Annotated in this window: 24 protein-coding genes; 16 read left to right on the top strand and 8 right to left on the bottom strand. The window is 63.6% G+C overall.

Translation table 11 applies throughout. The features are described 5' to 3' along the window. The first annotated feature begins 9 nt into the window (after positions 1 to 9). Together CPBF1521_RS18800 and CPBF1521_RS18795 are read left to right on the top strand one after the other, a co-directional pair. The gene (locus CPBF1521_RS18800; protein ID WP_115677907.1) at positions 10 to 1704 is read left to right on the top strand and encodes a proline--tRNA ligase; all 1695 of its coding nucleotides are present in this window, start codon (positions 10 to 12) and stop codon (positions 1702 to 1704) included. Between the two features lie 144 nt (positions 1705 to 1848). Further along, on the top strand, positions 1849 to 2301 hold the full coding sequence (locus CPBF1521_RS18795; protein WP_104583304.1) for an H-NS histone family protein: 453 nt from the start codon (positions 1849 to 1851) through the stop codon (positions 2299 to 2301). Between the two features lie 57 nt (positions 2302 to 2358). Here the strand turns inward: CPBF1521_RS18795 and CPBF1521_RS18790 are convergent, their stop codons facing one another. Beyond that, positions 2359 to 3618: a threonine/serine exporter family protein gene (locus CPBF1521_RS18790; protein WP_115677906.1), complete on the bottom strand. Its 1260-nt coding sequence runs from the start codon at positions 3616 to 3618 to the stop codon at positions 2359 to 2361. A gap of 49 nt (positions 3619 to 3667) precedes the next feature. Here CPBF1521_RS18790 and CPBF1521_RS18785 point away from each other — a divergent pair, with 49 nt between their 5' ends. From CPBF1521_RS18785 to CPBF1521_RS18770, 4 genes are all read left to right on the top strand, one after another. Then, entirely contained in the window at positions 3668 to 4897 is a 1230-nt protein-coding gene (locus tag CPBF1521_RS18785; RefSeq protein ID WP_180496775.1) for an ABC transporter permease, read from the top strand. A gap of 85 nt (positions 4898 to 4982) precedes the next feature. Continuing rightward, a complete protein-coding gene (locus tag CPBF1521_RS18780) occupies positions 4983 to 5825 on the top strand; it encodes an ABC transporter ATP-binding protein (protein ID WP_104649397.1) in 843 nt (280 codons plus the stop codon). A 2-nt stretch (positions 5826 to 5827) separates the two neighbouring features. After that, positions 5828 to 6754: an MlaD family protein gene (locus CPBF1521_RS18775; protein ID WP_011035876.1), complete on the top strand. Its 927-nt coding sequence runs from the start codon at positions 5828 to 5830 to the stop codon at positions 6752 to 6754. Beyond that, positions 6751 to 7413, top strand: a complete 663-nt coding sequence (locus tag CPBF1521_RS18770; protein WP_104583300.1) for an ABC-type transport auxiliary lipoprotein family protein — start codon at positions 6751 to 6753, stop codon at positions 7411 to 7413. The genes CPBF1521_RS18775 and CPBF1521_RS18770 overlap by 4 nt, the downstream gene beginning before the upstream one ends. Here the strand turns inward: CPBF1521_RS18770 and CPBF1521_RS18765 are convergent. Next, entirely contained in the window at positions 7410 to 8009 is a 600-nt protein-coding gene (locus tag CPBF1521_RS18765; protein ID WP_115677905.1) for an alpha-ketoglutarate-dependent dioxygenase AlkB family protein, read from the bottom strand. The genes CPBF1521_RS18770 and CPBF1521_RS18765 overlap by 4 nt on opposite strands. Before the next feature lie 127 nt (positions 8010 to 8136). On the opposite strand from CPBF1521_RS18765, the gene CPBF1521_RS18760 reads away from it, so the two are divergent. Both CPBF1521_RS18760 and CPBF1521_RS18755 read left to right on the top strand, forming a co-directional pair. Beyond that, entirely contained in the window at positions 8137 to 9786 is a 1650-nt protein-coding gene (locus CPBF1521_RS18760; protein ID WP_115677904.1) for an electron transfer flavoprotein-ubiquinone oxidoreductase, read from the top strand. 109 nt (positions 9787 to 9895) lie between these two features. Continuing rightward, positions 9896 to 12631, top strand: coding sequence for a rhamnan synthesis F family protein (locus CPBF1521_RS18755; protein WP_115677967.1), 2736 nt, complete (start codon positions 9896 to 9898; stop codon positions 12629 to 12631). 23 nt (positions 12632 to 12654) lie between these two features. Here CPBF1521_RS18755 and CPBF1521_RS18750 read toward each other — a convergent pair whose 3' ends face one another. Together CPBF1521_RS18750 and CPBF1521_RS18745 are read right to left on the bottom strand one after the other, a co-directional pair. Continuing rightward, on the bottom strand, positions 12655 to 13293 hold the full coding sequence (locus tag CPBF1521_RS18750) for a CoA transferase subunit B (protein WP_115677903.1): 639 nt from the start codon (positions 13291 to 13293) through the stop codon (positions 12655 to 12657). After that, on the bottom strand, positions 13293 to 14024 hold the full coding sequence (locus CPBF1521_RS18745; protein ID WP_115677902.1) for a CoA transferase subunit A: 732 nt from the start codon (positions 14022 to 14024) through the stop codon (positions 13293 to 13295). Before CPBF1521_RS18745 ends, CPBF1521_RS18750 begins: the two co-directional genes overlap by 1 nt. Positions 14025 to 14159: 135 nt before the next feature. Between CPBF1521_RS18745 and CPBF1521_RS18740 the strand changes: the two genes are divergently transcribed. After that, positions 14160 to 15506, top strand: coding sequence for a phosphohexomutase domain-containing protein (locus CPBF1521_RS18740; RefSeq protein ID WP_104583295.1), 1347 nt, complete (start codon positions 14160 to 14162; stop codon positions 15504 to 15506). 45 nt (positions 15507 to 15551) lie between these two features. After that, a complete protein-coding gene (locus tag CPBF1521_RS18735; RefSeq protein ID WP_104535074.1) occupies positions 15552 to 16955 on the top strand; it encodes a mannose-1-phosphate guanylyltransferase/mannose-6-phosphate isomerase in 1404 nt (467 codons plus the stop codon). Between the two features lie 115 nt (positions 16956 to 17070). Here the strand turns inward: CPBF1521_RS18735 and rfbD are convergent, their stop codons facing one another. The 4 genes from rfbD to rfbB all read right to left on the bottom strand — a co-directional run bounded on the left by rfbD (position 17071) and on the right by rfbB (position 20534). Further along, positions 17071 to 17979 (bottom strand): dTDP-4-dehydrorhamnose reductase, encoded by a 909-nt coding sequence (gene rfbD, locus CPBF1521_RS18730; protein ID WP_115677901.1) that lies wholly within the window; start codon positions 17977 to 17979, stop codon positions 17071 to 17073. Then, positions 17976 to 18533 (bottom strand): dTDP-4-dehydrorhamnose 3,5-epimerase, encoded by a 558-nt coding sequence (gene rfbC, locus CPBF1521_RS18725; protein WP_104583293.1) that lies wholly within the window; start codon positions 18531 to 18533, stop codon positions 17976 to 17978. Before rfbC ends, rfbD begins: the two co-directional genes overlap by 4 nt. Then, positions 18530 to 19417 carry a glucose-1-phosphate thymidylyltransferase RfbA gene (gene rfbA / locus CPBF1521_RS18720; protein WP_104583292.1) on the bottom strand — a complete coding sequence of 296 codons (888 nt, stop codon included), beginning with the start codon at positions 19415 to 19417 and terminating at the stop codon, positions 18530 to 18532. Before rfbA ends, rfbC begins: the two co-directional genes overlap by 4 nt. Before the next feature lie 61 nt (positions 19418 to 19478). Continuing rightward, positions 19479 to 20534, bottom strand: coding sequence for a dTDP-glucose 4,6-dehydratase (rfbB, locus tag CPBF1521_RS18715; protein WP_104583291.1), 1056 nt, complete (start codon positions 20532 to 20534; stop codon positions 19479 to 19481). Positions 20535 to 20763: 229 nt separating this feature from the next. On the opposite strand from rfbB, the gene CPBF1521_RS18710 reads away from it, so the two are divergent. From CPBF1521_RS18710 to CPBF1521_RS18685, 6 genes are all read left to right on the top strand, one after another. Further along, positions 20764 to 21510, top strand: a complete 747-nt coding sequence (locus CPBF1521_RS18710) for an electron transfer flavoprotein subunit beta/FixA family protein (protein ID WP_104583290.1) — start codon at positions 20764 to 20766, stop codon at positions 21508 to 21510. Beyond that, entirely contained in the window at positions 21510 to 22454 is a 945-nt protein-coding gene (locus CPBF1521_RS18705) for an electron transfer flavoprotein subunit alpha/FixB family protein (protein ID WP_115677900.1), read from the top strand. Before CPBF1521_RS18710 ends, CPBF1521_RS18705 begins: the two co-directional genes overlap by 1 nt. Before the next feature lie 211 nt (positions 22455 to 22665). Next, positions 22666 to 23364 (top strand): NAD-dependent epimerase/dehydratase family protein, encoded by a 699-nt coding sequence (locus tag CPBF1521_RS18700; protein WP_115677899.1) that lies wholly within the window; start codon positions 22666 to 22668, stop codon positions 23362 to 23364. Further along, complete coding sequence (locus tag CPBF1521_RS18695; protein ID WP_115677898.1) at positions 23354 to 24304, top strand: glycosyltransferase family 2 protein; 951 nt, start codon at positions 23354 to 23356, stop codon at positions 24302 to 24304. Before CPBF1521_RS18700 ends, CPBF1521_RS18695 begins: the two co-directional genes overlap by 11 nt. Next, the gene (locus tag CPBF1521_RS18690) at positions 24301 to 24717 is read left to right on the top strand and encodes a GtrA family protein (RefSeq protein ID WP_164739832.1); all 417 of its coding nucleotides are present in this window, start codon (positions 24301 to 24303) and stop codon (positions 24715 to 24717) included. The genes CPBF1521_RS18695 and CPBF1521_RS18690 overlap by 4 nt, the downstream gene beginning before the upstream one ends. A 40-nt stretch (positions 24718 to 24757) precedes the next feature. Then, a complete protein-coding gene (locus tag CPBF1521_RS18685; RefSeq protein WP_115677896.1) occupies positions 24758 to 26938 on the top strand; it encodes a hypothetical protein in 2181 nt (726 codons plus the stop codon). Positions 26939 to 26999: the final 61 nt, after the last annotated feature.

Genomic DNA, 26999 nt, shown 5'->3' with positions numbered 1-26999 from the left:
CGAAGCCCGATGCGTCTTTCCCAGTTCCACCTGCACACCACCAAGGAAACCCCGGCCGACGCCGAGTTGGTCAGCCACCGTCTGATGCTGCGCGCGGGCATGATCCGCAAGCTGGCCTCCGGGCTGTACACCTGGTCGCCACTGGGTCTGCGCGTGCTGCGCAAGGTCGAGGCCATCGTGCGCGAGGAAATGAACCGCGCCGGGGCGGTGGAAGTGCTGTTCCCCACCATCCAGCCGCGCGAACTGTGGGATGCCACCGGCCGTTGGGAAAAGTTCGGCGGGCAGTTGCTCAAGATCAAGGATCGCAAGGAACAGGAGTTCTGCTACAGCCCGACCGCCGAAGAGGCCGCGGCCGAATTCGCGCGCCAGGAAATCAACAGCTACAAGCAGTTGCCGCTGAACTTCTTCCAGATCCAGACCAAGTTCCGCGATGAGATCCGTCCACGCTTCGGCGTGATGCGCGCGCGCGAATTCCTGATGAAGGACGCCTACTCCTTCCATCTCACCGATGCCGACATGGCGCGCGAATACGACAACATGCGCGCGGCCTACACCCGCATCTTCACCCGGCTGGGGCTGGAATTCCGCGCCGTGCAGGCCGACTCCGGCGCGATCGGCGGCGATGCCTCGCAGGAATTCCACGTCATTGCCGCTTCCGGCGAAGACTCGCTGGCATTCTCCACCGGCTCCGATTACGCCGCCAACGTGGAAACCGCCAGCGCCGCCCTGCCCGCCCCGCGCGCCGAGGCTGGCGAGGCGATGCGCCAGGTCGCAACGCCCACCCAGAAGACCTGCGAAGACGTCGCCGGGTTGCTGGGCATCACGCTGCAGCGCACGGTCAAGTCGGTGGCGGTGATGACCGAGGCCGGCTTCGTGCTGGTGCTGGTGCGCGGCGATCACGCCGTCAACGAGATCAAGCTCGGCAAGGTCGCCGGCCTGGCCGGCTACCGCCTGGCCAACGAGACCGAGATCCGCGACCACCTCGGCTGCGAGCCGGGCTTCCTGGGCCCGGTGAACACCGCCCGCCCGGTGCGCGTGGTGGCCGACCGCGATGTCGCGGCGATGGCCGATTTCGTGGTCGGTGCCAACGTGCCCGGCGAACACCTGGCAGGGGTCAACTGGGGCCGCGACCTGCCCGAACCTGACACCGTTGCCGATGTGCGCAACGTCATCGACGGCGAACGCGCGGCCGATGGCGGCGAACTGCGTCTGGCGCGCGGGATCGAGGTGGGCCATGTGTTCCAGCTCGGCGACCAGTATGCGCAGGCACTGCAGGCCACCGTGATCGACGAGAACGGCAAGCCCGCGGTGATGAAGATGGGCTGCTACGGCATCGGCATTTCGCGCATCGTGGCTGCGGCGATCGAGCAGAACCATGACGATGCCGGCATTGTCTGGCCCGCACCGATGGCACCGTGGCAGGTGGCGATCTGCATCATCAACCCCAAGCAGGATGCACAGGTGGTTGCCGCCGCCCAGGCATTGCTGGACGAATTGATCGCCGCGGGGATCGACGCGGTGCTGGACGATCGCGGCCTGCGCCCGGGCGCCATGTTTGCCGATATGGAACTGCTGGGCATTCCGCATCGGGTGGTGGTCTCCGAACGCGGATTGGCCGCCGGCACATTTGAATATTGTGCCCGCACTGCAGAGGCAGCAGAAAACCTGGATAAGGCCGGGTTATTCTCCCGCCTGGGTTGTTGATCAAATCAGCCGAAACTACTTGGATTGGATGAACACAAGGCGCCGAATTATTTCGGCGCATTTGTCACCCGGGTTTTCTGACATTATGATGGCCAGCGCTGCCACGGACCGGCATTCTTTTCTCTCTCATCCTCCGGAGTAGTGATGTCGATCGATCTTAGCGGCCTGTCGGCCAAGCAGTTGGGTGCCCTGATCAAAAACGCGAAGAAGCAGCAGACCGTGGTTGCCAAGCGCGCTCCGATTGCCAAGGTCCGCACGCAACTGACCCGCGCGGCAAAAGCCCAGGGTTATTCCATCGAAGAATTGTTCGGCACCAGCGCCGGCCCGGGTCGTCCTGCTGCCGCTGCCAAGCCGGGCCCGCGCGCCGGCCGCAAGCTGGGCAAGGTTCCGCCCAAGTATCGCAACCCCGCCAACCCCCAGGAAGCCTGGACCGGCCGCGGCAAGCAGCCGCGCTGGCTGGCCGAACTGACCGCCGCCGGCAAGAAAGTCGAAGACTTTCTGATCAGCAAGGTCAGCACCAAGAAGACTCCGGCCAAGAAGGCCGCCCCGCGCAAGGCCGCCACCAAACGCGCGCCCAAGAAGTCCAAGGCCGCCTGATTCACAGCAATAAAACCCCCGGCATTGCCGGGGTTTTTATTGCGCGTTTTTTATCTGTCATAAATTCTTGCGGGCCGGAATCAACAGATTGCCGAACAGCAATCCGGCCATCAAGGCCATCACGATATTGGTCACCGCCAATAGTGCGGCCTGCCCGACACTGACATCCTGTTGCTGTACCAGGGTCAGAAAGCCACGCAAGCTGACACTGCCCGGAACCAGCATGATGATGCCGGGCAAACGGATCAATGCACCGGGTTTTTGCACCACCCGCCCGAACAGATTACCGGCGGCGGTCAATGCCATCGCCGATGCAAAGACACCGGCCGGACCACCCCAGGCATGTCCGGCATAACGCGCAATGACATACCCGGACATGGCCGCTGCCATGATCCATAAATAATCGCGCCGATTGGCCTTGAACAACACCGCAAATGCATAAGCGGTCACCAGCAGCGAGGCCCATTCCACCCAGCTGGCCTGCGGGCGCAATGCGGCCACCTGCGGATGCAGGCCGACCACCTGGGTCAGCGTCACCGCGATCACCGCACCGACGGTGAGCTTGAGCACCGTGGTCACCGCACCGGCCAGCCGCGCCGTGCCCGAGACCCAGTGCTGGCTGGCCAGCTCGTTGAAGGCATTGGTCAACGACATGCCGGGCAGCAGCACCACCAGCGAGGCGATGATCACCGTATTGAGGTTCAACGGCCCGAGCAACGACGCCACCACCGCGGCCACGACCCCGGCCAACAGCCCGGCCAGCGCCTCGCCGGCCTCCTTGGTCGCCGGCCGCTTGTCGGTGTACTGGGTCAGCAGGCCGATCGACATCCCGATCGCACCGGCGGTGGCGATGTCCAGCCAGGGCAGTTTCCACAGCCCTGCCACGCCGGCGGCGGCCAGCCCGAATGCCAGCACCTGCATGGTCTTGCCGCGCCGATCGACCTCGCGGTCCAGCCGCCGCAGCGCGGTGTGGCCCTGCGCGATGCTCATGCGCCCGTTGGCCACGCTGTCGGCCACGTAATCGGCCACGCTGAGCTTGTACAGGTCATTCTCGCCCGGGGCCAGCCGGATCACCCGGGTGATGTCGCTGGAGCCGATGGCCTTGGTCGGATCGCTGAAGCTCAAGATGATCCCGGTGGGATTGGACCAGGGCTCGCAGTCCAGGCCCAGCTTCTGCGACAGTCCGACCACGGCGGCCTCCAGACGCTGCGCGGTGGTGCCGTAGGAATGCAGGCGTCCGGCGATTTCCGAAACAAAGGCGACGCGCTGGGCATAGGTGGCGCTGGCGGACGGTTGGACGACGGTGGCAGCGGACATGCGTGGCGGGTCGGATCGGAGAAACGCCGTCTGGCGAGGCCGCCAGTGTATGCCGCAGCGCCCCTGGCCGGCGTGCCGATCGTCTGTGCCGGGACCACAAGTGCGAAGCGTCCCCATCATTCGCTCACGCCGGGCGCGGTATGCTGGCGCCACGGACAGGCCACCCATGATCAAACCGCAACCTCCCCGCATCGACCAAGACTCGCAGGATCAGACCCAGCTCCGCCTCGCCGGCAGTTGGGTGCTGGCAACCGCCCTGTCCCAGGCAGAACAGCTGCAGGCCGTGCCCGACGGGGTGCGCCGCATCGACGCGCGCGGCATCGGCCAACTGGATTCGGCCGGCGTGCTGCAGTTGCTGCGCTTCGCCGGCCGCATGGGCCTGAAGGAAGATGCGATCGATTTCCGCGATGAGCACCAGGCCCTGGTGTGCACCATCGAGGAACTCAACGACGAACGCCCCAAGCCCAAACGCGACTACGGCTTTGTCGCCGCGCTGGACCGTCTGGGCCGCACCACCCATGGCGTCGGCCAGGGCATCCTGGAACTGAACAGTTTTCTGGGCGAGAACCTGGTCAAGATCGGGCGGCTGATCCACGAGCCGCGCCGCTTCCGCCTGACCGCCACCGTGCACCACATGGAGCAGGTCGGCCTGGATGCGGTGCCGCTGGTGGTGCTGCTGTCGTATCTGGTTGGCGCGGTGATCGCGTTCCTGGGCTCGACCATCCTGCGCGACTTCGGCGCGGAAATTTATGTGGTGGAGCTGGTGTCCATCGCCTTTCTGCGCGAGTTCGCGGTGCTGCTGACCGCCATCGTGCTGGCCGGGCGCACTGCCAGCGCCTTCACCGCGCAGATCGGTGCGATGAAATCACGCGAGGAAGTGGACGCGATCCGCACCCTGGGCCTGGACCCGATCGACCTGCTGGTGATCCCGCGCCTGCTCGCGCTGATCTTCACCCTGCCGCTGCTGACCTTCATCGCGATGATCGCCGGCCTGGCCGGCGGCGTCACCGTGGGCGCGTTCGACCTGGACATTCCGCCGCAGATGTACCTGGCGCGCATGCACGACACCATCCAGTTGCGGCATTTCCTGGTCGGGCTGTCCAAGGCGCCGCTGTTTGCGCTGGTGATCGGCCTGATCGGCTGCCTGGAAGGCCTGAAGGTCAGCGGCACCGCGCAATCGGTGGGCGAGCGCACCACCTCCTCGGTGGTGCAGACGATTTCCTTGGTAATCATCCTCGACGCGGTCGCCGCGCTGTGGTTCATGAAGATGGGGTGGTGATGGAGCCGGGATTGGACATTCGGGATTCGGGATTCGTGCAAGGCAGAAGCGCAGCTGGCGCCCTGACACCCGGGAGAGCTGTGCTGTGACCCATCCCGAATCCCCACTCCCCAATCCCGGCACAGAGGCCGAGGCCGACGACGACCAGCTGGCGATTTCCGTGCGCGGGCTGACCAACCGTTTCGGCAGCCAGGTCGTGCACGAGGACCTGGATCTGGACGTGCGGCGCGGCGAGATCCTTGGCGTGGTCGGCGGCTCGGGCACCGGCAAGTCGGTGCTGATGCGCAGCATCCTGGGCCTGCGCGAGCCGGATGCCGGCAGCATCCAGGTCCTGGGAGCGGATGCGCGCTCGGGCCGCTTCGCCGACCGCCAGCACATCACCCGCAATACCGGCGTGCTGTTCCAGGACGGCGCGCTGTTCTCGTCGATGACCGTCGGCGAAAACGTGCAGGTGCCGCTGAAGGAGCATCACGGCGAGTTTCCGGAGCGCTGGTATTTCGAGCTGGCGCTGCTGAAGATCAAGCTGGCCGGCCTGCCGGCCGATGCGCTGGACAAACTGCCCTCGCAGCTGTCCGGCGGCATGCGCAAGCGCGCCGGCCTGGCGCGGGCGCTGGCGCTGGATCCGCCGCTGCTGTTCCTGGACGAGCCCACTGCCGGGCTGGACCCGATCGGCGCAGCTGCCTTCGACCGCCTGATCCGCACCTTGCAGCAGGCATTGGGCCTGACCGTGTTCCTGATTACCCATGACCTGGATACGCTGTACGCCATCTGCGACCGCATCGCGGTGCTGGCCGATCACAAGGTGATTGCCAACGCGCCGCTGGCCGAGATCGAACAGGTCGACCACCCCTGGATCCAGGAATACTTCCACGGTCCGCGCGCCCGCGCCGCGCGCGCGGCCAAGACCGACTCCACCGAGACCGCCTGAGCATGGAAACCAAAGCCAATTACGTCCTGATCGGCGCCTTCACCATCGTGGCAGGCCTGGCCCTGCTGCTGTTCGGGCTGTGGGCCGCAAAGTATTCCTCCGACCGCACCTGGCAGCAGTACCGGGTGGTGTTCCGTGAGGCGGTGACCGGCCTGTCGGTCGGCAGCCCGGTGCAGTACAACGGCATCGCGGTCGGCTCGATCACCGAGCTGACGCTGGCGCCGAACGACCCGCGCCAGGTGGTCGCGCACGTGCGGGTGAACTCCACCACGCCGATCAAGAGCGATACGCGTGCCAAGCTGGCCATCACCAGCCTGACCGGCCCGTCGATCATCCAGCTCTCCGGCGGCACACCCGAGGCACCGTCGCTGACCACCATCGACAAAAGCGACGCGCCGATCATCCAGACCACGCCGTCGGCGCTGCAGAACATCACCGATACCGCCAACCGCATCGTCGAGCGCATGGACCAGATGCTCTCGGACAAGAACGTGGCCAGCATCACTGCCACCTTGCAGAACCTGGAAAAGATCAGCGGCGGCATCGCCGATCGCGACGAAGGCATGCAGGCGCTGATCGTCAGCGCGCGCGATGCCGCACGCAATCTGGACACCACCCTGACCACCACCAACGGCACCATCAAGCGGCTGGACCAGAACCTGGTGCAGCAGCTGCCGGGCATCCTGGAGAAGCTCGATGCCACCCTGGTCAAGCTGGATTCGGCTGCCGGCAACGCCGACAACATCCTTGGCGAGAACCGCGCGGCCATCAACAGCTTTGCCAACGACGGGCTGGGCCAGCTCGGGCCCACGCTGACCGAATTGCGCGGCCTGATCCGCGACCTGCGCCGGGTCAGCGACAAACTGGACAACAACCCTGCGCGCTACCTGCTCGGCCGCGACGCACCCAAGGAGTTCGAACCGAAATGACTGCCATGCGCCTGTTGCGTCCCGTGTTGTGCGTCTCCCTGCTGGCGCTGGGCGGCTGCTCGCTGCTGACCGGCGGCGACCAGAAGCCGGCCACCATCTACGCGCCGACCGTGCGGGTGACACCCAATCCGTCCTGGCCGCAGGTGACCTGGCAACTGGCGGTGGCCAAGCCGAGCGCGGCGCGCATCATCGACAGCCCGCGCATCAACGTGCGCCCGACCCCGAGCGAATTGCAGGTCTACCACGGCGCAGGCTGGGCGCAGCCGGCCACCGATATGCTCGAAGACAGCGTAGTGCGCGCATTCGAGGACTCCGGCAAGATCGCCGCGGTCGCCCGCATCGGCACCGGCATCCGCTCCGACTACAAGCTGGCGATCGACCTGCGCCGCTTCGAGTCCGATTACGCCGGCCAGGCGCTGCCCTCGGCCACCATCGAACTCAATGCCAAGCTGCTGCACGCCGCCGACCAGCGCGTGGTGGCCTCGCGCACCTTCCTGGTGGCACGCCCGTCCAGCGGCACCGACACGGCGGCAGTGGCAGCGGCATTCGAACAGGCGATGACGCAGGTCACCACCGAACTGGTTGGCTGGACCCTGCTCAATGGCCAGCAGGATAGTCAGCGCTTGCCGCGTCCGCTGTCACCGCGACAGCCGGACTAGCGCTTGGGGCCACGCGGGGCAATCTGGCGAAACGTCAGATTGATGCGCTCGCCGACCGGTTTTGCGGTGCGCGGCAACGCATGCTTGTAGTGGCGCTGGGTATCGCCTCCCATCAGCAGCAAATCGCCGTGCCCCAGTTCCAGCGCCTGCTTCAACGCCCCATCGTCGCGATGCCTGAAGGCAAAGCGCCGCGTCGCGCCCAGGCTCAGCGAAGCGATCAACGGCTGCGCGCCCAACTCCGGCTCGTCGTCGCTGTGCCAGCCCATCGCATCGTTGCCGCTGCGGTAACGGTTGGCCAGCACGCTGTTGAATGGCGCCCCGGTCTCGGCCTGCAGGCGCGCGCGTAGAGGCTGCAATACCTCCAGCCACGGCTGCGGCGCGAACTGCGTGCCCGAGTAGCGGTAGCTGGCGTCCGCATCGCCGATCCAACTGCTCAGACGCGGCGAATCCACCGTCCGCCCGAACATGCGGATGCGATGCACCTCCCACTGCACCTGCGTCAGCAGCACCTGCAGCAGCGCATCGGCCTGCGCGCGCGGCAACCAGCCGCGGTACCAGGCGATCTCTGCATGCGGCAATGCAACCCGAATCTTCATGTTTCAAACGCTAGCACGCTCCGGCTGCGTGGAGGCTGGGCGGTACGGATGAATCGATCCGATTTGCCGCCGTCACATCGAATCCCGGAAAATGCGCGGTAGCCATCGAGCCAACGGGAGCGGAGCAATGTCGGAAGCAGGAGTCGGCGCAAGTGCGCCAGAGACGGTCGAGCGCGACGTGATGGAGTACGACGTCGTCACCGTCGGCGCCGGCCCGGCCGGGCTGGCTTTTGCGATCCGGCTCAAGCAGCTGGATCCGGCCATCAGCGTCTGCGTGATCGAAAAATCCAGCACCATCGGTGCGCATATCCTGTCCGGCGCGGTGATCGAGCCGGGCCCGCTGGATGCCTTGCTGCCGGGCTGGCGCGACAACCCGCCGCCGATCTGCGTGGCCGCCACCGACGACGAGTTCTGGTTCCTCGGCAAGGACAGCGCGCGCAAGTTCCCGGTGGTGCCGCCGGGCATGCGCAACCACGGCAACTTCATCGTCAGCCTGGGCGCAATGTGCGCCTGGCTGGCGCCGCAGGCCGAAGCATTGGGCGTGGAGATTTACCCGGGCTTTGCCGCTGCCGAAACGCTGCACGACGACAACGACCAGGTCATCGGCGTACGTATCGGCGACATGGGCGTGGCCAAGGATGGATCGCACAAGCCCGGTTACACCGCCGGCATCGACATCCGTGCCAAGGTCACCGTGCTGGCCGAAGGCGCACGCGGGCACCTGACCAAGCGCCTGCTCAAGCGCTTCGACCTCACCGCCGACGCCGACCCGCAGGGCTACTCGATCGGCATCAAGGAACTGTGGCAGGTACCGGAGGGGCGCGTCAGCCCCGGCAAGATCGTGCATACGCTGGGCTGGCCGGCCGACAACCGCACCTACGGCGGCAGCTTCCTGTATCACCTGGACAACAACCAGATCGCGCTCGGTTATGTGAGCGGGCTGGACTACAGCGACCCGCAATACCAGCCATGGGAAGCCTTTCAGCAATGGAAGAACCACGCGCTGATCAAGCCGTTGCTGGAAGGCGGCAGCATCCTCTCGGCCGGCGCGCGCGCCATCGTCACCGGCGGCTGGCAGTCGCTGCCGAAGGTGGAAATGCCCGGCGCCCTGTTGATCGGCGACACTGCCGGCCTGCTCAACGTGCCCAAGATCAAGGGCACCCACCAGGCAATCCGCAGCGGCATGCTGGCCGCCGAACATCTGGTGCAATCGCAGCTGGCGCCACAAGGCTTCGACGCCAAGTTGCGCGCCTCCGATGCGATGGCCGAGCTCAAGCAGGTGCGCAACATCAAGCCGGGCTTCAAGAAGGGCCTGTGGTTCGGCCTGCTCAACGCCGCCTGGGAAACTGCGCTCAAGGGCGCCTCACCATGGACACTGAAGAACAAGCCCGACTGGTCGGCATTGCACAAGATCGGCGAGTACGAGCAACCCGCGCGCCACTACGGCACGCGCGAGCTCGCTCCGCGCGACCGGCTGCAGGCGGTGTACTTCGCTGCCACCGAGCACGACGAAGACCAGCCCGTGCATCTGAAGGTACTCGATACCGACGTGTGCGCTACCCGCTGCGTGCAGGAATACGACAATCCCTGCACCCGCTTCTGCCCGGCCAACGTCTACGAAATGGTCGCAGACGCCGGCAGCCCGTCCGGCAAGCGCCTGCAGATCAACGCTGCCAACTGCGTGCACTGCAAGACCTGCGACATCAAGGACCCGTACGAGATCATCACCTGGGTCACGCCGGAGGGTGGTTCGGGCCCGAACTACCAGAATCTGTGAGCAACTGTCGGCATACCGCGTGAGCGGCAGTCTCTCCAAACTCCTGGCCGCGGCACGTCGCTCGGTAGAGCTCCATGGCGGCGGTTTCGCCGGCGTAGCCGCGGTCGCAATACGGGCCTTCAAGGTCATCCGCGCCCTGGGCATACGCGGCCTGCTGGGGCGGCTGCAACTGGCCGGGCGTACGCAGCCGGCGGTCCATCACCTGTCTGACCAGGAACCTTTCCTCGCGCCTGCGCCGCTGTCGCAGCTGCGGCTCAAGACTGGCGTGATGCTGCACGTCTTCTATCCCGACCTGATCGACGAATTCGCACAGTCACTCCAGCACATGCCGGTGGGCTACGACCTGCTGGTATCGGTGATGGATGAAGCCGCCGCCGTCCAGGTGCGAGACCGTTTTTCAAGGTTGCCGCGGGTGGACAAGCTCGATATCCGCATCGTGCCCAACCGTGGCCGTGACATCGCGCCGCTATTGGTGACATTTCGCGAACAGGTCCTGGCATTGGATGTCGTTGGCCATCTGCACACGAAAAAGTCGCTGTATACAGGCAGCGAGCAAGGCCAATGGCGCCGTTACCTGGTGTCATCCCTGATGGGGAGCCCGGAGCGCATCGCCTGGCAACTGGGAATGTTTCAGGCCGAGCCACGGCTTGGCATGCTCTATCCCGAGAGTTACGAGCGGGTGTTGCTGTGGGCGCATACCTGGCTCAGCAATTTCAGCGTGTGTCGCGCGCTTGCCCAGCGACTTGGATTCGACATCAGCCCCTCGGAGTACATCGATTTTCCTGCCGGATCGATGTTCTGGGCAAAGGTGGATGCACTGCGGCCGTTGTACGCGCTGGATCTGGAACTCAAGGATTTTCCGGAAGAACACGGTCAGATCGATGGCACCCTGCACCACGCAGTGGAGCGCATCTTCGTCGCTGTTGTGCGCCATCAGCAGTATCGGATTGGCATATTGCCGCAAGATGGCACGCTGGCACTCAGCGGCGAAGGTGGACGCAACTGGCAGGCGGCGTTCGAAACACCGATCGCCACGCGGTTGACCCTGTCCTCTCTTCAAGCTCGGCTGGTGTCGCTGGATATCTTCGATACCTTGGTAGTGAGGCCGTTCCTGTTTCCAGCGGGTGCGCGCGCCTATCTTGCCCATCTGGTCGCGGACCGATTCGGGGTCGGAAATTTTCTCGAACTCCGCGAGCTTGCCGAGGCAAAGGCACGCCATCAACGTGGCGCCGATATCGATCTATCAAGCATCTACACCACGCTGTCTGGCCTGCCCGGTGCGGGAGGACTTCCCATCGGTGCCTTGCAGGCACTGGAAGTGGCGCTGGAGGCCAGATTGCTGCAACCACGGCGAGGCGTGATCGCAGCGGCGGCGCACCTGCAACAACGTGGCACCCGCCTGGTTGCGCTTTCGGACATGTATCTGGATAGCACGTTGCTGCAGCAGGTCCTGCCGGCCGACGTCAGCGCGTTGCCAGCTGCCTGGTATGTGTCGTGCGAGACGGGCTGGCGCAAGGATGCTGACAGCGCCTGGAAGGAACTGCCAGGCATCGAAAACATCGAGACATCGCACTGGCTGCATGTGGGCGACAACGAACATGCAGATGTCCAGCGTCCACAGATGCACAACCTGTTGACGCCGGTGCATGTGCTTCGCCCATCCGCGCTGTTTGAGGTGGTCCCCGCCTTGCGCCCGCTCAGACCACCGTCCGGTGACGCAACGCGGTGGCAGGACCAGTTGTGGCTTGGCCTATTGGCCAACCGGTTCGCCGATCTTGCCGACCGGCACCCGGAAACCTTGATGCCGCTGCCGATGCTTTCACCGGCATCTCTCGGCTACGTGGTCATCGGCCCGCTGATCTTCGATTATCTCGCCTGGCTGATCCGCATGGCGAAGCAAGCCAATATCGAAACAATCCTGTTTTTGAGCCGAGAAGGCCACCTGCTGGAGCAGGGTTTTCAGCTAGTAAGGCAAACCTCGCCTTCGCTGCAGCAGCTTCAAGGCAAGTATCTGCTGGCATCTCGGCGGGGAACCGGAACACCCTCGCTGCATGCGCCGGATGATCTTGCAGTGCTGCTGGACAGCACCTACACCGGCACGCTGAGCGGCCTGATACAGGCGCGCCTGGGAGATGCTGCCGCAGCTGTTCTGGAACGTCGCCTGGGGCGCCCGGTCATGCAACGCGATGTCTACCTGCCGGAGATGCATGCCGAACTGCTGCAACTCATTGCCCCAGCGATCAATGACCTGCTGGCGCTCGCCGAAACTGAAAGGACGGCCTACCTGCGTTACTGGACGGCGACCGCAGGCGACGGTGCCGCCATGGTGGCCGACATAGGGTACTCCGGCACCATCCAGGCCAACCTCGCGCGATTGACCGGGCAGCCGCTGGGTGGCGCGTATTTTGCACTGAACGGGCGCGCCACGAAGATCGCTGCCCAGAGCTGGGCCGCCGCCCGCTATTTTGATGGCCGTACCGAAGGTGCTCCGGAGCAGTCGACGATCCTGCGCCATGACCTGCTTCTGGAGACACTTCTCACCGCTCCTTCGCCGCAGTTTTCCTATTTTGCAGACGCCACCAACGTTCCGACTGCGGTCTACGCCAGTGCGGAGCTGTCGCCAGCGCAATGGGCGACGATCGCACAGGTGCACGAAGGTGCATTGGCGTTCATTGCAGACGTTTGCAAGGTTGCGCAGGACGAAAGCCATCTGCTGGACTTCGATCGAGCCGCGGTCCAGATCCCGTTGCAGTGCGTCGGCTCCGGACGCTGGCAGGCGCCGTGGCTGGCGGATCTGCAACTCGACGACCGTTTCACCGGACGCGGATCGGTTCGGGCCGGATGACCTGACGGCCATCCGGCCTGGCCTCACGGTTGAGGCGTCAGAAGTGCCACGCCGGTCTTCTGGCGCAACTCCTCCAGTTCTACCCCATCGGCCGCCTCCACCAGCACCAGCCCGCCATCGGTAACATCCAATACCGCCAGGTCGGTGATGATGCGATCCACCACGCCGACGCCGGTCAATGGCAGATCGCATTCGGGCAGGATCTTGTGGCTGCCGTCCTTGGCGACGTGTTCCATCAGCACCACCACGCGCTTGACGCCAGCCACCAGGTCCATTGCGCCACCCATGCCCTTGACCATCTTGCCGGGCACCATCCAGTTGGCCAGGTCGCCGCGGTCGGTGACCTGCATCGCACCGAGAATCGCCAGATCGATGTGCCCGCCGCGGATCATCGCAAACGAGTCGTGGCTGCCGAAATAACTGGCACCGGCACGCGCAGTCACCGTCTGCTTGCCGGCATTGATCAGGTCCGCATCCACCTCGTCCTCGGTGGGAAACGGGCCGATGCCGAGCAGGCCGTTTTCCGATTGCAGCCAGACGTCCATGCCATCGGGAATGTGATTGGCCACCAGCGTCGGCAGGCCGATGCCCAGGTTGACGTAGGCGCCAACAGTCAATTCGCGCGCCGCACGTGCGGCCATCTGGTCCCTGGTCCAGGCCATCAGTGCTGTCCTTCGCGCACGGTGCGCTGTTCGATGCGTTTTTCCGGCGTGGCGTTGAGCACCAGCCGGTCGACATAGATGCCGGGCAGATGCACCTGGTCCGGATCGATCGCGCCCACTTCGACGATCTCCTCGACCTCGGCAACGCAGACGCGACCGGCCATGGCACAGGCCGGGTTGAAGTTGCGCGCGGTCTTGCGGAACACCAGATTGCCGGCCGTGTCCGCACGCCAGGCCTTGACCAGCGCGACATCGGCCTGCAGCGCGGTTTCCATCACGTACTGTTTGCCGTCGAATTCGCGGGTTTCCTTGCCCTGGGCCACGATGGTGCCGTAGCCGGTTGCGGTGTAGAACGCGGGGATTCCCGCACCGCCCGCGCGCAGACGCTCGGCCAGCGTGCCTTGCGGGTTGAACTCCAGCTCGAGTTCGCCGGCCAGATACTGCCGCTCGAATTCCTTGTTTTCGCCCACGTAGGACGAAATCATCTTGCGGATCTGTCGGGTGGCCAATAATTGACCCAGCCCGAATCCATCGACGCCGGCGTTGTTGGAAATCACGGTCAATCCGCCGACCCCGCTCTCGCGCACCGCCGCAATCAGCGCCTCCGGAATTCCGCACAAGCCAAAGCCGCCGACCGCCAGGGTCTGGCCATCGGCCAGCACCCCATCCAGCGCCGCCCCGGCATCGGCATAGCGTTTGCCGCCTGCCGCACCACGCCCACCATTGCTCATCACCGCCCTCGCCTCGCTGATGTGAAGCGGCCATTCTAGCCGCTGACTGTTCCCTGTCCCCGATCGCAATTCCGCCACACCCAAGACACGGCGCAGCCGCTAAACTCGGGATTTCCCCCACCCCAGGAATTGCCCATGACGCTACCCGCCTTCAAGGCCTACGACATTCGCGGCCGCGTGCCGGATGAACTCAACGAGGACTTGGCGCGCCGCATCGGCGTGGCATTGGCGGCGCAGCTGGAGCAAGGACCGGTGGTCCTGGGCCACGACGTGCGCCTGGCCAGCCCCGGCCTGCAGGAAGCGCTCTCGGCCGGCCTGCGCGCCAGCGGCCGCGAAGTGATCGACATCGGCCTGTGCGGCACCGAGGAGGTCTATTTCCAGACCGATCACCTCAAGGCGGCCGGCGGCGTGATGGTCACGGCCAGCCATAACCCGATGGACTACAACGGCATGAAGCTGGTGCGCGAGCAGGCGCGGCCGATCAGTTCCGACACCGGCCTGTTCGCGATTCGCGACACCGTCGCTGCCGACACCGCCGCCCCCGGCGAGCCCACGGCAAGCGAGCACAGCCGCACCGACAAGACGGCCTACCTGGAGCATCTGCTCAGCTACGTGGACCGCAGCACGCTCAAGCCGCTCAAGTTGGTGGTCAACGCCGGCAACGGCGGCGCCGGCCTGATCGTCGACCTGCTTGCACCGCAGCTGCCGTTCGAGTTCGTCCGCGTCTTCCACGAACCCGATGGCAACTTCCCCAATGGCATTCCCAACCCATTGTTGCCGGAAAACCGCGACGCCACGGCCAGGGCGGTCAAGGAACACGGCGCCGATTTCGGTATTGCCTGGGATGGCGACTTCGATCGCTGCTTCTTCTTCGATCACACCGGCCGCTTCATCGAAGGCTATTACCTGGTCGGCCTGCTGGCGCAGGCGATCCTGGCCAAGCAGCCCGGCGGCAAGGTCGTGCACGACCCGCGCCTGACCTGGAACACCGTCGAGATGGTCGAGGACGCCGGCGGTATTCCGGTGTTGTGCAAGAGCGGCCATGCCTTCATCAAGGAAAAGATGCGCAGCGAAAATGCCGTCTATGGCGGCGAGATGAGCGCGCACCATTATTTCCGTGAGTTCGCCTATGCCGACTCCGGCATGATTCCGTGGCTGTTGATCGCCGAGCTGGTGTCGCAGTCGGGTCGTTCGCTGGCGGATCTGGTCGAAGCGCGCATGCAGAAATTCCCCTGCAGCGGCGAGATCAACTTCAAGGTGGACGATGCCAAGGCGGCGGTCGCCCGCGTGATGGAGCACTACGGCGACCAGTCGCCGGAACTGGACTACACCGACGGCATCAGTGCCGATTTCGGCCAATGGCGCTTCAACCTGCGCAGCTCCAATACCGAGCCGCTGCTGCGTCTGAACGTGGAAACGCGCGGCGACGCCGCACTGCTGGAAACGCGTACGCAGGAAATTTCCAACCTGCTGCGCGGCTGATTTAACATCGTCCCCCACTTTGACGCATTGGAGTTTCCCCCGCTCATGAGCGATGTCCTTCCGATTATTCTGTCCGGCGGTTCCGGCACGCGCCTTTGGCCGTTGTCGCGCGAATCCTATCCCAAGCAGTTCCTGCCGCTGGTCGGCGAGCACAGCATGCTGCAGGCCACCTGGTTGCGTTCTGCTCCGGTGGCGGCACACGCCCCCATCGTGGTGGCCAACGAGGAGCATCGCTTCATGGCCGCCGAACAGTTGCAGCAGCTGGGCGTGAAGCCGTCGGCCATCCTGCTCGAGCCCAAGGGCCGCAATACTGCCCCGGCAATTGCCGTCGCTGCGCTGGAAGCCACCCGTAACGGTGGTGATCCGCTGCTGCTGGTGCTTCCTTCGGACCATGTCATTCGTGACGAGGCTGCTTTCCAGGCGGCAGTCACCGTCGCAGCCGCCGCCGCAGAACAGGGCAAGCTGGTCACCTTCGGCATCAAGCCGACCGCGCCTGAAACCGGTTATGGCTACATCAAGGCCGGTGCCGGCACCGGCGCCACTGCGGTCGAGCGCTTCGTCGAAAAGCCCGACCTGGCCACCGCGCAGGGGTATCTGGCCAGCGGCGAGTATTACTGGAACAGCGGCATGTTCCTGTTCCGTGCCTCGCGCTACCTGGAAGAACTGCGCAAGTTCCAGCCAGCCATTGCCGATGCCTGCCAGAAGGCGTGGGAAGGCGGCAAGCGTGATGCCGACTTCACCCGTCTGGACAAGGATGCGTTCGCCTCCAGCCCATCGGATTCGATCGACTATGCGGTGATGGAAAAGACTGCCGATGCAGTGGTGGTGCCGCTGGATGCCGGCTGGAACGATGTCGGTTCGTGGTCGTCGCTGCTGGACGTCTCCGAACAGGACGGCCAGGGCAATGCACACCACGGCGATGTCATCCAGCTGGACTGCAAGAACACCTATGCGTATGGCTCGCGCCTGATCGCCATGGTCGGCCTGGAAGACGTGGTTGTGGTGGAAACGCCAGACGCCGTTCTGGTCGGTCACCGCGATCGCATCCAGGAAGTGAAGGATGTGGTCGGCCGGATCAAGGCCGACGGTCGCTCAGAGGCGACTTGGCATCGCAAGGTCTATCGTCCTTGGGGTGCTTACGATTCGATCGACATGGGTCACCGTCACCAGGTCAAGCGCATCACCGTCAAGCCCGGTGCCGTGCTCAGCCTGCAGATGCATCACCACCGCGCCGAACACTGGATCGTCGTCAGCGGCACCGCAGAAGTCACGCGTGGCGAAGAGGTGCTGTTGCTCACCGAGAACCAGAGTACCTATATTCCGCTTGGCGTGACCCATCGCCTGCGCAATCCGGGCAAATTGCCGCTGGAACTGATCGAAGTGCAGTCCGGCAGCTATCTGGGCGAAGACGACATCGTGCGTTTCGAAGATACCTACGGGCGTACCTGATCGGTCGCTTTCGGGATTCTGCAGTACATAAGCAAACAGCCGGGGATTCCCGGCTGTTTGCGTTTGCGGCTTGAATGCGTCGGCGGAAATATCGCCACCGGCCAGAGTCGCGTATCTAGTGCCTGGCAGCGGCGATTTCGGCAATCACGCGCTGCAGGCCGACTCGCCAGTCCGGCAACACGATGTCGAAATCGCGCTGCAGTTTGTCGATCGACAGCCGCGAATATGCCGGCCGCTGTGCGGGCGTCGGGTAGTCGTCGGTCGTGATCGGCACCACACGCGGCGCGCGCGGCAACAGGCCTGCGCTGACCGCCTCCTGGAAGATCGCCTCGGCAAAGCCATGCCAGCTGGTCTGCCCCGTAGCCGTGAGGTGCCATGTCCCCGAGGTGCCTGGTCTGCGTTGGCGCAGCAACTGCGCAGTGACATCGGCGATCAGGGCCGCGGGCGTCGGTGTTCCGACCTGGTCGGCCACTACCCGCAGCTCATCGCGCTCGGCACCGACACGCAACATGGTGCGCAGGAAATTCGCGCCATGCGAGGCATACACCCATGCCGTGCGCAGGATCAGATGCTGCGCGCCGGAAGCACGGATGGCCTGCTCACCCGCAAGCTTGGTCTCGCCATACACACCCAGCGGCGAGGTCGGCGCGTCTTCGAGATACGGTGCGGTACCCCGACCGTCGAAGACGTAGTCGGTCGAGTAGTGCACCAGCGGTACGTCACGGGATGCGCACCAGGCGGCAATGACGCCAGGCGAGATCGCATTGGCGCGCAATGCGCTGGCGCGATCCTGCTCGGCGCGATCCACCGCGGTATAGGCGGCGGCATTGACCACATGCGACGGGGAAACCCGGTCCAGCAAGGCAGTTAGCGTTTGCGGTGCGTCGAAGTCCGCCGTCTCGCAGGCGCTGCCGTCAGGCAGCTGACCACTGCGTGTTGTTGCCTGCACCGAGCCATCGGCGGCCAATGCGCGCAACAGTTCCGCACCCACCTGCCCGTTCGCACCAAACACCAACGTGGTCACGGCATATACACCGGCAGTCGGTCGGCTGGCACCTCATCCAGGAACGGCGCCTTGGCGTCCTTGGCCGACAGCAATGGATCGCTGATCGGCCAATCGATACCGATCGCCGCATCGTTCCAACGCACGCCTGCATCTGCTTCCTTGACGTACACGTCGGTGCACAGATAACTGAACAACGCTTTCTCTGAAAGCACTGCAAAGCCATGTGCAAAGCCTTCAGGTATCCAGACCTGGCGTCGGTTTTCTGCGCTCAGTAAAACGGCGGTCCAACGCCCGAAGTGGGGAGAACCGGCGCGGATATCCACCGCAACGTCGTAGACCTCACCTTCAAGCACGCTCACCAGTTTGCCCTGTGGCCGAGGCCACTGGTAATGCAGACCGCGCAGCACGCCCCTGGTGGACGTGGAGACGTTACTTTGCACAAAACTCGTCGGCAGCCCATGCTGCCCGAAGCGCTCTGCATTCCATGTTTCGAAGAACTGACCGCGCTCATCGCCGAAGACCGCAGGCTCGATGACGACGCAGCCGGGCAATGTCGTTTCGATCACGTTCAATGGACGACCCCACGCTTGGCTAATGCAGTCAGATACTTGCCGTAGTCATTCTTCAACAACGGCGCCGCCAGGCGCTCCAGCTGCTCGGCATCGATCCAGCCCTGGCCAAATGCGATTTCCTCCGGGCAGCACACCTGCAGACCCTGGCGCATCTGGATGGTCTCGATGAAATTGGCCGCTTCGTGCAATGACTGGTGCGTCCCGGTATCCAGCCATGCATACCCGCGCCCCAGTGGCTCCAGGTGCAGGTTGCCGGCTTCGAGATAGCAGCGATTGAGATCGGTGATCTCCAGCTCGCCGCGCGGCGAGGGCTTCAATGCAGCCGCGTAGTCGCTGGCCTGGCCGTCATAGAAATACAGGCCGGTGACCGCGTAGTTGGAACGGGGCTTTGCCGGCTTTTCGGCAATGTCGATGACCTTGCCTTGCTGATCGAATTCGGCAACGCCGTAGCGTTCGGGATCGTTGACCCAGTAACCGAAGACGGTGGCACCCTGCTCGCGCGCATCGGCGCGGCGCAAGGTGTCGGTCAGACCATGCCCATGGAAGATATTGTCGCCCAGCACCAGGCAGCTCGGCTTGCCGTCGATGAACTCGCGACCGATCAGATAGGCCTGCGCCAGGCCGTCAGGGCTGGGTTGCACGGCATACTGGAGATTGACGCCCCACTGGGAACCGTCGCCCAGCAGCGACTGGAACAGCGCCTGCTCGTGTGGGGTGTTGATGATCAGGATGTCGCGGATGCCCGCGAGCATCAGCACGCTCAGCGGGTAGTAGATCATCGGCTTGTCGTACACCGGCAACAGCTGCTTGCTGACGCCCTTGGTGATCGGGTACAGGCGCGTGCCGGAGCCGCCCGCCAGAATGATGCCTTTACGTTGTGTCATCAGGGTGTCCTGTTGAGGCCCGCACACGCAGACATGCGCGGGCGCTTGCTAGGGGGTCGCGTCAGGCCGCGGCGCCGATCCGTTCGAGCCGGTAGCTGCCATCCAGCACGCCCTGGACCCAGGCCTGGTTGGTCAGGTACCACGCCACCGTCTGCGCGATGCCCTGCTCGAAGGTATATGCCGGCTCCCAGCCCAGCTCGTTCTTCAGCTTGGAGGCATCGATCGCGTAGCGACGATCGTGTCCGGGGCGATCGGTGACATGGGTGATCTGGCTTGCGCGCGGCTTGCCATCCGCACGCGGGCGATGCTGATCCAGCAACGCACAGATCGCCTGCACGACCTCGATGTTCTGGCGCTCGGAGTTGCCGCCCACGTTGTAGGTCTCGCCGACCTTGCCCTTGGCCAGCACGGTGCGGATCGCCTCGCAGTGGTCGCTGACGAACAACCAGTCGCGCACCTGCTTGCCATCGCCGTACACCGGCAACGGCTCGCCGGCCAGCGCCTTGGCGATCACCAGCGGAATGAGCTTTTCCGGAAAATGGTAGGGGCCGTAGTTGTTCGAGCAGTTGGTGGTCAGCACCGGCAGCCCGTAGGTGTGGTGGAACGCGCGCACCAGGTGATCGGAGGCCGCCTTGGATGCCGAATACGGGGAATTGGGTGCATACGGCGTGGTTTCGGTGAACTTGCCGGTCTCGCCCAGCGTGCCATAGACCTCGTCGGTGGACACATGCAGGAACCGAAAGGCCTCGCGGCGCGCGTCCGGCAGCGCTTTCCAGTAATCGCGCACGGCCTCGAGCAAGGCCAAGGTGCCGACCACGTTGGTCTGGATGAACGCGCCGGGGCCTTCGATCGAGCGATCCACATGGCTTTCGGCAGCGAAGTTCAGCACCGCATCCGGCTGATGTTCCTGCAGCAGCCGGGTCACCAGCGCGCCGTCACCGATGTCGCCCTTGACGAAGACATGGTCGGCATTGCCCTCCAGCGACGCCAGCGTGTTCAGGTTCCCCGCATAGGTGAGCGCGTCGAGATTGATCACGCGGACCCCGCGCGCGACTGCCTCAAGAACAAAATTTCCGCCGATAAAGCCGGCCCCGCCGGTTACTAGCCAAGTCGCCACTGTCTACCCCTCCTGGTCGCGCGCGCGCGGCGCCGCATTTTCAAACCACACAGGATATACGGTCCGGGCAATACCGGGCCTAAGCACTGCCCAAACACTGCGCCAAGCTGTTGCGCCGCAGCATCCATACGCCATCGCATGGTACTGCTTGCCCGGTTAGAATGGCCCCACTCCCGAGCCTGCCGCCGCGGCCGGGCCTTCCCGCAACAGCTGAAGGATCTCGTACACGATGAAAATCCTCGTCGCCTACAAGCGCGTGGTGGACTACAACGTCCGCATTCAGGTCAAGCCCGATGGCTCCGGTGTGGTCACCGACGGCGTCAAGCTCTCGCCGAACCCGTTCGACGAAATCGCCCTGGAGGAGGCGCTGCGCCTGCGCGACGCCGGCATCGCCACCGAGGTGGTGGTCGCCACCCTGGCGCCGGCCGATGCGGCCGCGCATCTGCGCAACGGGCTTGCCATGGGCGCCAACCGCGCCATCCACGTGGTCACCGACGCGGCGATCCAGCCGCTGACCGCCGCGCGCGCCCTGCTCAAGCTGGTCGAAAAGGAACAGCCGGACCTGGTCATCCTGGGCAAGCAGGCGATCGACGACGACGCCAACCAGACCGGTCAGATGCTCGCTACGTTGTGGGGGCGCCCACAGGCGACCTTCGCCGGCAAGCTGGTGGTCGCCGATGGCAAGGCCACGGTGACCCGCGAGGTGGACGCAGGCCTGGAAACGCTGGAAGTGGACCTGCCGGCGGTGATCACCACCGATCTGCGCCTGAACGAGCCGCGCTTCATCAAGCTGCCGGACATCATGAAAGCCAAGAGCAAGCCGCTGGAAACGCTGGCCTTTGCCGATCTTGGCGTCGCTGCGCACGACAGCCTCAGCACCACCCACTATGCGCCGCCGTCCAAGCGTAGCCGCGGGGTGATGGTCAAGGATGCCGCCGAACTGGTGGCCGCACTCAAGCAGAAGGGGTTGCTGTAATGGCCAAGGTTCTCATCGTTGCCGAACATCTCAACGGCCAGCTCAACGCGGCCACCGCCAAGACCCTGAGCGCCGCGCTGGCCGTGTCGGCCGAGGCCATCGACGTCGTCGTGCTGGCGGCCGACCCAGCCGCGGTTGCGGCGCAGGCCGCGCAGCTGGCGGGTGTTGCCCGCGTACTGACGGTGGCAAACGCCGCCAACGAACATGCCATCGCGCAGGTCCTGGGGCCGCAGATCGCCCAGCTCGCCGGCCAGGGCTACACCCACGTGTTCGGCCCCTCGACCACCTTCGGCAAGGACCTGATGCCGGTGGTGGCCGCGCTGCTGGGCGTCAACCAGGTCTCGGACCTGATGGCGGTCGAAGATGCCTACACCTTCAAGCGCCCGATCTACGCCGGCAATGCGATCATCACGGTGAAGGCACCGGCCGACCAGGTCGTGGTCGCAACCGTGCGCAGCGCCTCCTGGCCGGAAGCGGCAGCCGGTGGCAGCGCAACGATCGAGTCCGTCGCTGTGGATGCCGCGCTGCCGACCCACACCCGCTTCATCGGGCTGGCCGCAGGCAGCTCCGACCGCCCCGACCTGCAGAGCGCCAAGCGCGTGGTCTCCGGCGGCCGCGGCGTCGGCTCGGCCGAGAACTTCCAGCACATCTACAGCCTGGCCGACAAGCTCGGCGCCGCCGTGGGCGCCTCGCGTGCCGCCGTGGACGCCGGCTACGTGCCCAACGAACTGCAGGTCGGCCAGACCGGCAAGATCATCGCCCCCGAGCTGTACGTGGCGATCGGCATCAGCGGGGCGATCCAGCATCTGACCGGCATCAAGGACGCCGGCACGATCGTGGCGATCAACAAGGACCCGGAGTCGCCGATCTTCGAGATTGCCGATATCGGGTTGGTGGGGGATTTGTTCACGCTGTTGCCGGAGCTGGAACAGGCCTTGGGCTAACGGCTACTCTCAAGATTACGATGGCCGCCACGGCTGACGGTATACTGCGCCGTCAGCGTGGCGGCGCCACTCTTCGCCGCTTGCATGCCTGATGGGGACACGCCGCGGCCGAAGCAAGTGTTGGCCCGGGACGATCGTATGGCGTCGGCGGCCTTGTAGTTGTCCAGCGCTGCATCAAGGACAACGTCGATAAATGGGAATTGGTAATTAAGTGATCATCGGTAATGGCCTGCTGGCCAGATCCTTCGCAGCAGATAGGCTCGCTGAGCTCAACGCCACGGTATTCGCCTCCGGGGTGTCCAATTCATCCGAGACCGATCCGGCGGCATTCGAAAGGGAAGCACGTCTGCTGGTCAAGGCTCTGGACGAGGCGCGAGGCCGGTTTGTGTACTTCAGCACGTGCAGCGTGACAGACCCCGACCGCGCGGAAACCCATTACGTCCGCCACAAGCTGAGAATGGAACGGCTGATTGCGGAACGCGACGAGTATCTGATCCTGCGCCTGCCTCAAGTCGTGGGACGCACTGACAATCCACACACCCTGTCCAATTACCTTGCCAGTGGTATTCGCAATGCGGAGCCGCTACGCATCTGGGTCAAGGCAGTGCGCTGCCTGATCGACGTAGAAGATGTTGCCCGAGTGACCCTTCATCTGGTGGAGCGCCGCCTCGAAACCAATGCCGTGCTGGATCTGGCTCCGCCAGAAAATGTCACCCTGCTCGAGCTGGTCTCGATGCTGGAGGCCACGCTGGGCAAGAAGGCAAGCATCGACTTTGTGGACCGTGGCGGCGGTGCCATGCCTGATCCAGCGCCATTTGTTCGTTATGCAAACGCCATCGGCATTGATTCCTCTCCCGGATACATCGCTAGGCTGATTCGCAAATACTACGGAACGAGCGATGCAACCTGATATTTCCGTCGTCATCCCGGTCTATGGCAGCGCCACCATCCTGCCCACGCTTGTCGAGAAACTCGAGGAGTCGCTGACTGCGCTCACCGACAAGTTCGAAGTCGTACTGGTGTACGACTGCAGCCCGGATAACTCCTGGCAGGTCATAACAGGGCTGTGCACCTCCCGGCCCTGGTTGAAGGGAGTCCGCCTGCGCAAGAACGCGGGGCAGCACAATGCATTGATGGCTGGATTCGGTGTGGCACGCGGCCGCTACATCGTCACCATGGATGACGATCTGCAGCACTCGCCGTCCGACATCGGGCGCGTCGTGGCCGAGCTGCGAAGTGGAGCCGATGTTTGCTACGTGCAGTTCAAAAGCCGGCGGCACGCTCTCTGGAAGCGCCTCGGCAGCCAGTTCAATGACCGCATGGCGTCGTGGCTGCTCGCCAAACCTCGCGGACTGTATCTTTCGCCATTCCGCGGCTTGATCAGCGAAGTTCGTGACGAGATATTGCGCTACGGCGGCCCCTTCGTCTATGTCGATGGCCTTATCGTTCAGAGCACCAGCAATATCACCACCATTGAAGCGGAGCACCACGCCCGAAGCGACGGCAAGTCTGGATACAGCCTGCGCAAGTCGATCTCACTGTGGATGCAGATGGCGACAAGCTTCTCGATCACACCATTACGGGTAGCGTCGCTGACAGGAATCGTCTCATCCGGCCTCGGCTTTCTGTGCGCCATCGTGCTGATCCTGCAGAAGCTGCTTTGGCCGCACACCGTCATCGGCTGGACGTCATTGATCATTGCGGTATTGATCATGGGCGGCATCCAGCTACTCGCGCTGGGCGTGGTGGGCGAGTACGTAGGGCGCGTGCTGCTCAACGTCAGCAATCGTCCCCAATACATAAAGGGCCAACAGCTCAACGTAGGCCAAGAGCAAGAGACCGTGAAGTGATATCACAGCGCCATCGCGCCCTGGCCGCACGCTTTCTGCGCTTTTGCATCGTTGGTGGCGCCAGTACCGTCGCCTTCAGTGTGCTTACCTGGGTGGCTGTATCAAAGCTTGGCATGCAGCCAACCATGGCCACGGCGCTCTGCTACCTGGTGTTGGTGCCAATCAATTTCGTCGCGCACCGCAGCTTCACGTTCGTGTCCTCTGGTCATCTGAGTTCGGAAGGCTTGCGCTTCATTTTGCTGCACAGCTTCAACCTCGCCTTGTCCATCATCGGGATGGGCGTGGCTGTGAACAGTCTGCACTTGCATTACGCGTGGGGCATTGCGTTCTCGGCCGTCGTCGTGCCTGTCGTGGTGTTTCTCGTGATGAATTTCTGGGTGTTCAACCGGGACCGACGTCGCGATCACGTCTAAATCCAACCTACGCCGCAACTGCAACCAAACAAGCCATCGAATGTCCAATCCCCTAATCCGCAACGACGCTTCCCAGCGCACCATGTTGTTCATCGCTTGCTCCACAGCGATCGTCATGCTGCTTTGGCTTCCCTTCGGCTTCAACATGATGGGACATATCGAGGAATGGGATCTTCTGAACCTGTTCACTCGCCACGGCGTGTTCTACGTGGTTGGTGAGGGTGGGCCGCTTCCCAGCCACCGCATGCGGCCCCTCATGCTGTTGCCGAATGCGATCGCGTACCAACTATCGCCAAACTCCTTTTTCGCCATGCATCTGTTGCAGATGCTGGCCTTGGTGTTGAAGGGTGTTTGCGGCGGAATCCTGGGGTGGTGGCTGCTGCGCTCGCGGCTCTATGCCGTGTTGCTGGCGCTGCTGGTGGTCATTTATCCCGCAGATACAATGCAGCTGTCGTTCCGCTCCTTCCATATCAACTGGTCTGTCTTGCTGGCATTTGCCGGCGTGACAGGGATAGTGCACGCATATGGAAGTCAATTGATGGGCAAGGGCAGGGCGATCCTGGTATCGCTTGTGTCTACCGCAATGTTGGTTGTTGCAACGCTGATCTATGAAGTGGCATTGGCATACGCCATCTTGCCTCTGCTGTTGCTCTGGTGCCGATTCGGATTGGTGGAGACGGTCAGACTTCCCCTCCGTCGCTGGTATGTTTCGCTGGTCTGGTGCATAGGCATATTGGCTTGCTTAGCCTATATCTACTACGTTGCCAAGACTGGCTCGACCTACCAAGGGCATCTGTTAGAGAGCCAGGCCGGTGGCATTGCCCTGCTTAAAGAGCGCGCCCTGGTGATGTTTTACACGGGCATCGGCCGAAGCGTAGTGGGCGGTTGGATCGACGCCGGAAGGATTCTCTTCGTCGAATACCGCAGCTTCTGGTACCTGTCGGCCATTGCGTTGATGGCGTTGGCTCTGCTCCGCTACATACGCGAACCCTTTTCCGCACCACCCCCGGAAAAGCAAATCGGCGTGCGTTGGTCGCTACGGGTGCTCGTTACCGGCGTGGCATTTGCCGCCGTCGGCTATCTCCCCTTTCTTGCATCACCCGCGCATACCAGCATCAGTCAACGCACCTTCCTCTTCGCGACTCCAGGCGGAGCATTGGCCACGGTGGCTCTGGTCATGCTGTTTTCTGGAGCCCGTCGAACCCTGGCAATGGTGTTCGGCACCGTATTGATCGTACTGGGCATGGCGGCACAAATGTTCCAGTTCCATCACTACTCACAGATTTCTGATACAGAACGCAAAGTCCTCCAGGACGTGGCTGTAAGCCTGCCGGATATCGCCAACGACCGCGATCTTCTCATTCTCGATGGCTCCCACCTTATCAACAGCGTGTGGATGCTCCGGGAAAACATGATGAACGCGCTAACCTATTTGTACGGCAAGCCGATCGACGTGGTACAGATCTGCAATCAACCTGAGAACGACTGGCAACACGCAGATGAAAGAGGCCGCACCGGCCGATGCGCAGAATACCCTGACCACTGGGAGTTCAGTTCAGGCCCAGCCATTGATGGACCAGACTATACGTCGCCGCCGCAAAGCGTTCTGTATCGCGCAGACAAGAGCAGGACGCAGATCGTGCGCATTCCCGAAGAGGGCGTTGTACCGCTAAGTGATGCGCGTAAAGACGAGCTTTCGTTGCGCAACGACGCCGTTTCGCGGCGCTATCGCGCCATGCTCGCGCCGTCTCCCTGGCCTCTGGCTTTCGATCAGTTCCGCCACAGGGAACGGGAGGCAGGCTTTAGGTGGGATTTCGGCCGCTGGTGGAATTTGGACGTGCCTGCGCCGGGACGCGGATGGCAGGATGCCCAGTGGCAACATGAAGGACGTATGGAACATGCTTCATTCTCGTGGACCGTCGTTGAGAATCCATGGCTTCAATTCCAGCTAAAACCAACTGGCCGGGTTTATCGAGTTCGGGGAAAGGTCATGTCCATCGCCCCCGGCATACACCCTGAGAAGCTCGCGATTTCAGTGAACGGCCATGTGGTCCCGGTCCGCTGGATCACTTCCAATGAGTTTTATGGAGAATTGCCCTCGTCCTTCCTGAAAGATGGCAACAACAGGGCCACCTTCCTGCTTCCGGTCGACAATCACTCTTCTGGATTCGGCATGGCGTTCGATTGGATCAAATTCGCTCCGATCGAGTCGACTGACTGACCGAACGAAATATGCGTCGCCTCAGCACAACTGGCATACGGAATTCAAAATGATTGCCATC

Origin of the sequence: Xanthomonas euroxanthea, assembly GCF_900476395.1 — a bacterium.
GTDB classification, from domain to species: domain Bacteria; phylum Pseudomonadota; class Gammaproteobacteria; order Xanthomonadales; family Xanthomonadaceae; genus Xanthomonas; species Xanthomonas euroxanthea.
The sequence above is the reverse complement of the archived record's forward strand: the minus strand, read 5'-3'. Positions and strand labels throughout refer to the sequence as shown.

Bases quoted from the DNA above. Each gene is read 5' to 3' on its own strand.
- CPBF1521_RS18685 (WP_115677896.1), top strand. From the start codon at position 24,758: ATGTCCAATCCCCTAATCCGCAACGACGCTTCCCAGCGCACCATGTTG.
- CPBF1521_RS18705 (WP_115677900.1), top strand. From the start codon at position 21,510: ATGGCCAAGGTTCTCATCGTTGCCGAACATCTCAACGGCCAGCTCAAC.
- CPBF1521_RS18790 (WP_115677906.1), bottom strand. From the start codon at position 3,618: ATGTCCGCTGCCACCGTCGTCCAACCGTCCGCCAGCGCCACCTATGCC.
- CPBF1521_RS18745 (WP_115677902.1), bottom strand. From the start codon at position 14,024: ATGAGCAATGGTGGGCGTGGTGCGGCAGGCGGCAAACGCTATGCCGAT.
- CPBF1521_RS18750 (WP_115677903.1), bottom strand. From the start codon at position 13,293: ATGGCCTGGACCAGGGACCAGATGGCCGCACGTGCGGCGCGCGAATTG.
- CPBF1521_RS18800 (WP_115677907.1), top strand. From the start codon at position 10: ATGCGTCTTTCCCAGTTCCACCTGCACACCACCAAGGAAACCCCGGCC.
- CPBF1521_RS18735 (WP_104535074.1), top strand. From the start codon at position 15,552: ATGAGCGATGTCCTTCCGATTATTCTGTCCGGCGGTTCCGGCACGCGC.
- CPBF1521_RS18775 (WP_011035876.1), top strand. From the start codon at position 5,828: ATGGAAACCAAAGCCAATTACGTCCTGATCGGCGCCTTCACCATCGTG.
- rfbA (WP_104583292.1), bottom strand. From the start codon at position 19,417: ATGACACAACGTAAAGGCATCATTCTGGCGGGCGGCTCCGGCACGCGC.
- CPBF1521_RS18695 (WP_115677898.1), top strand. From the start codon at position 23,354: ATGCAACCTGATATTTCCGTCGTCATCCCGGTCTATGGCAGCGCCACC.
- CPBF1521_RS18710 (WP_104583290.1), top strand. From the start codon at position 20,764: ATGAAAATCCTCGTCGCCTACAAGCGCGTGGTGGACTACAACGTCCGC.
- CPBF1521_RS18760 (WP_115677904.1), top strand. From the start codon at position 8,137: ATGTCGGAAGCAGGAGTCGGCGCAAGTGCGCCAGAGACGGTCGAGCGC.
- CPBF1521_RS18795 (WP_104583304.1), top strand. From the start codon at position 1,849: ATGTCGATCGATCTTAGCGGCCTGTCGGCCAAGCAGTTGGGTGCCCTG.
- CPBF1521_RS18740 (WP_104583295.1), top strand. From the start codon at position 14,160: ATGACGCTACCCGCCTTCAAGGCCTACGACATTCGCGGCCGCGTGCCG.
- CPBF1521_RS18770 (WP_104583300.1), top strand. From the start codon at position 6,751: ATGACTGCCATGCGCCTGTTGCGTCCCGTGTTGTGCGTCTCCCTGCTG.
- CPBF1521_RS18765 (WP_115677905.1), bottom strand. From the start codon at position 8,009: ATGAAGATTCGGGTTGCATTGCCGCATGCAGAGATCGCCTGGTACCGC.
- CPBF1521_RS18785 (WP_180496775.1), top strand. From the start codon at position 3,668: ATGCCGCAGCGCCCCTGGCCGGCGTGCCGATCGTCTGTGCCGGGACCA.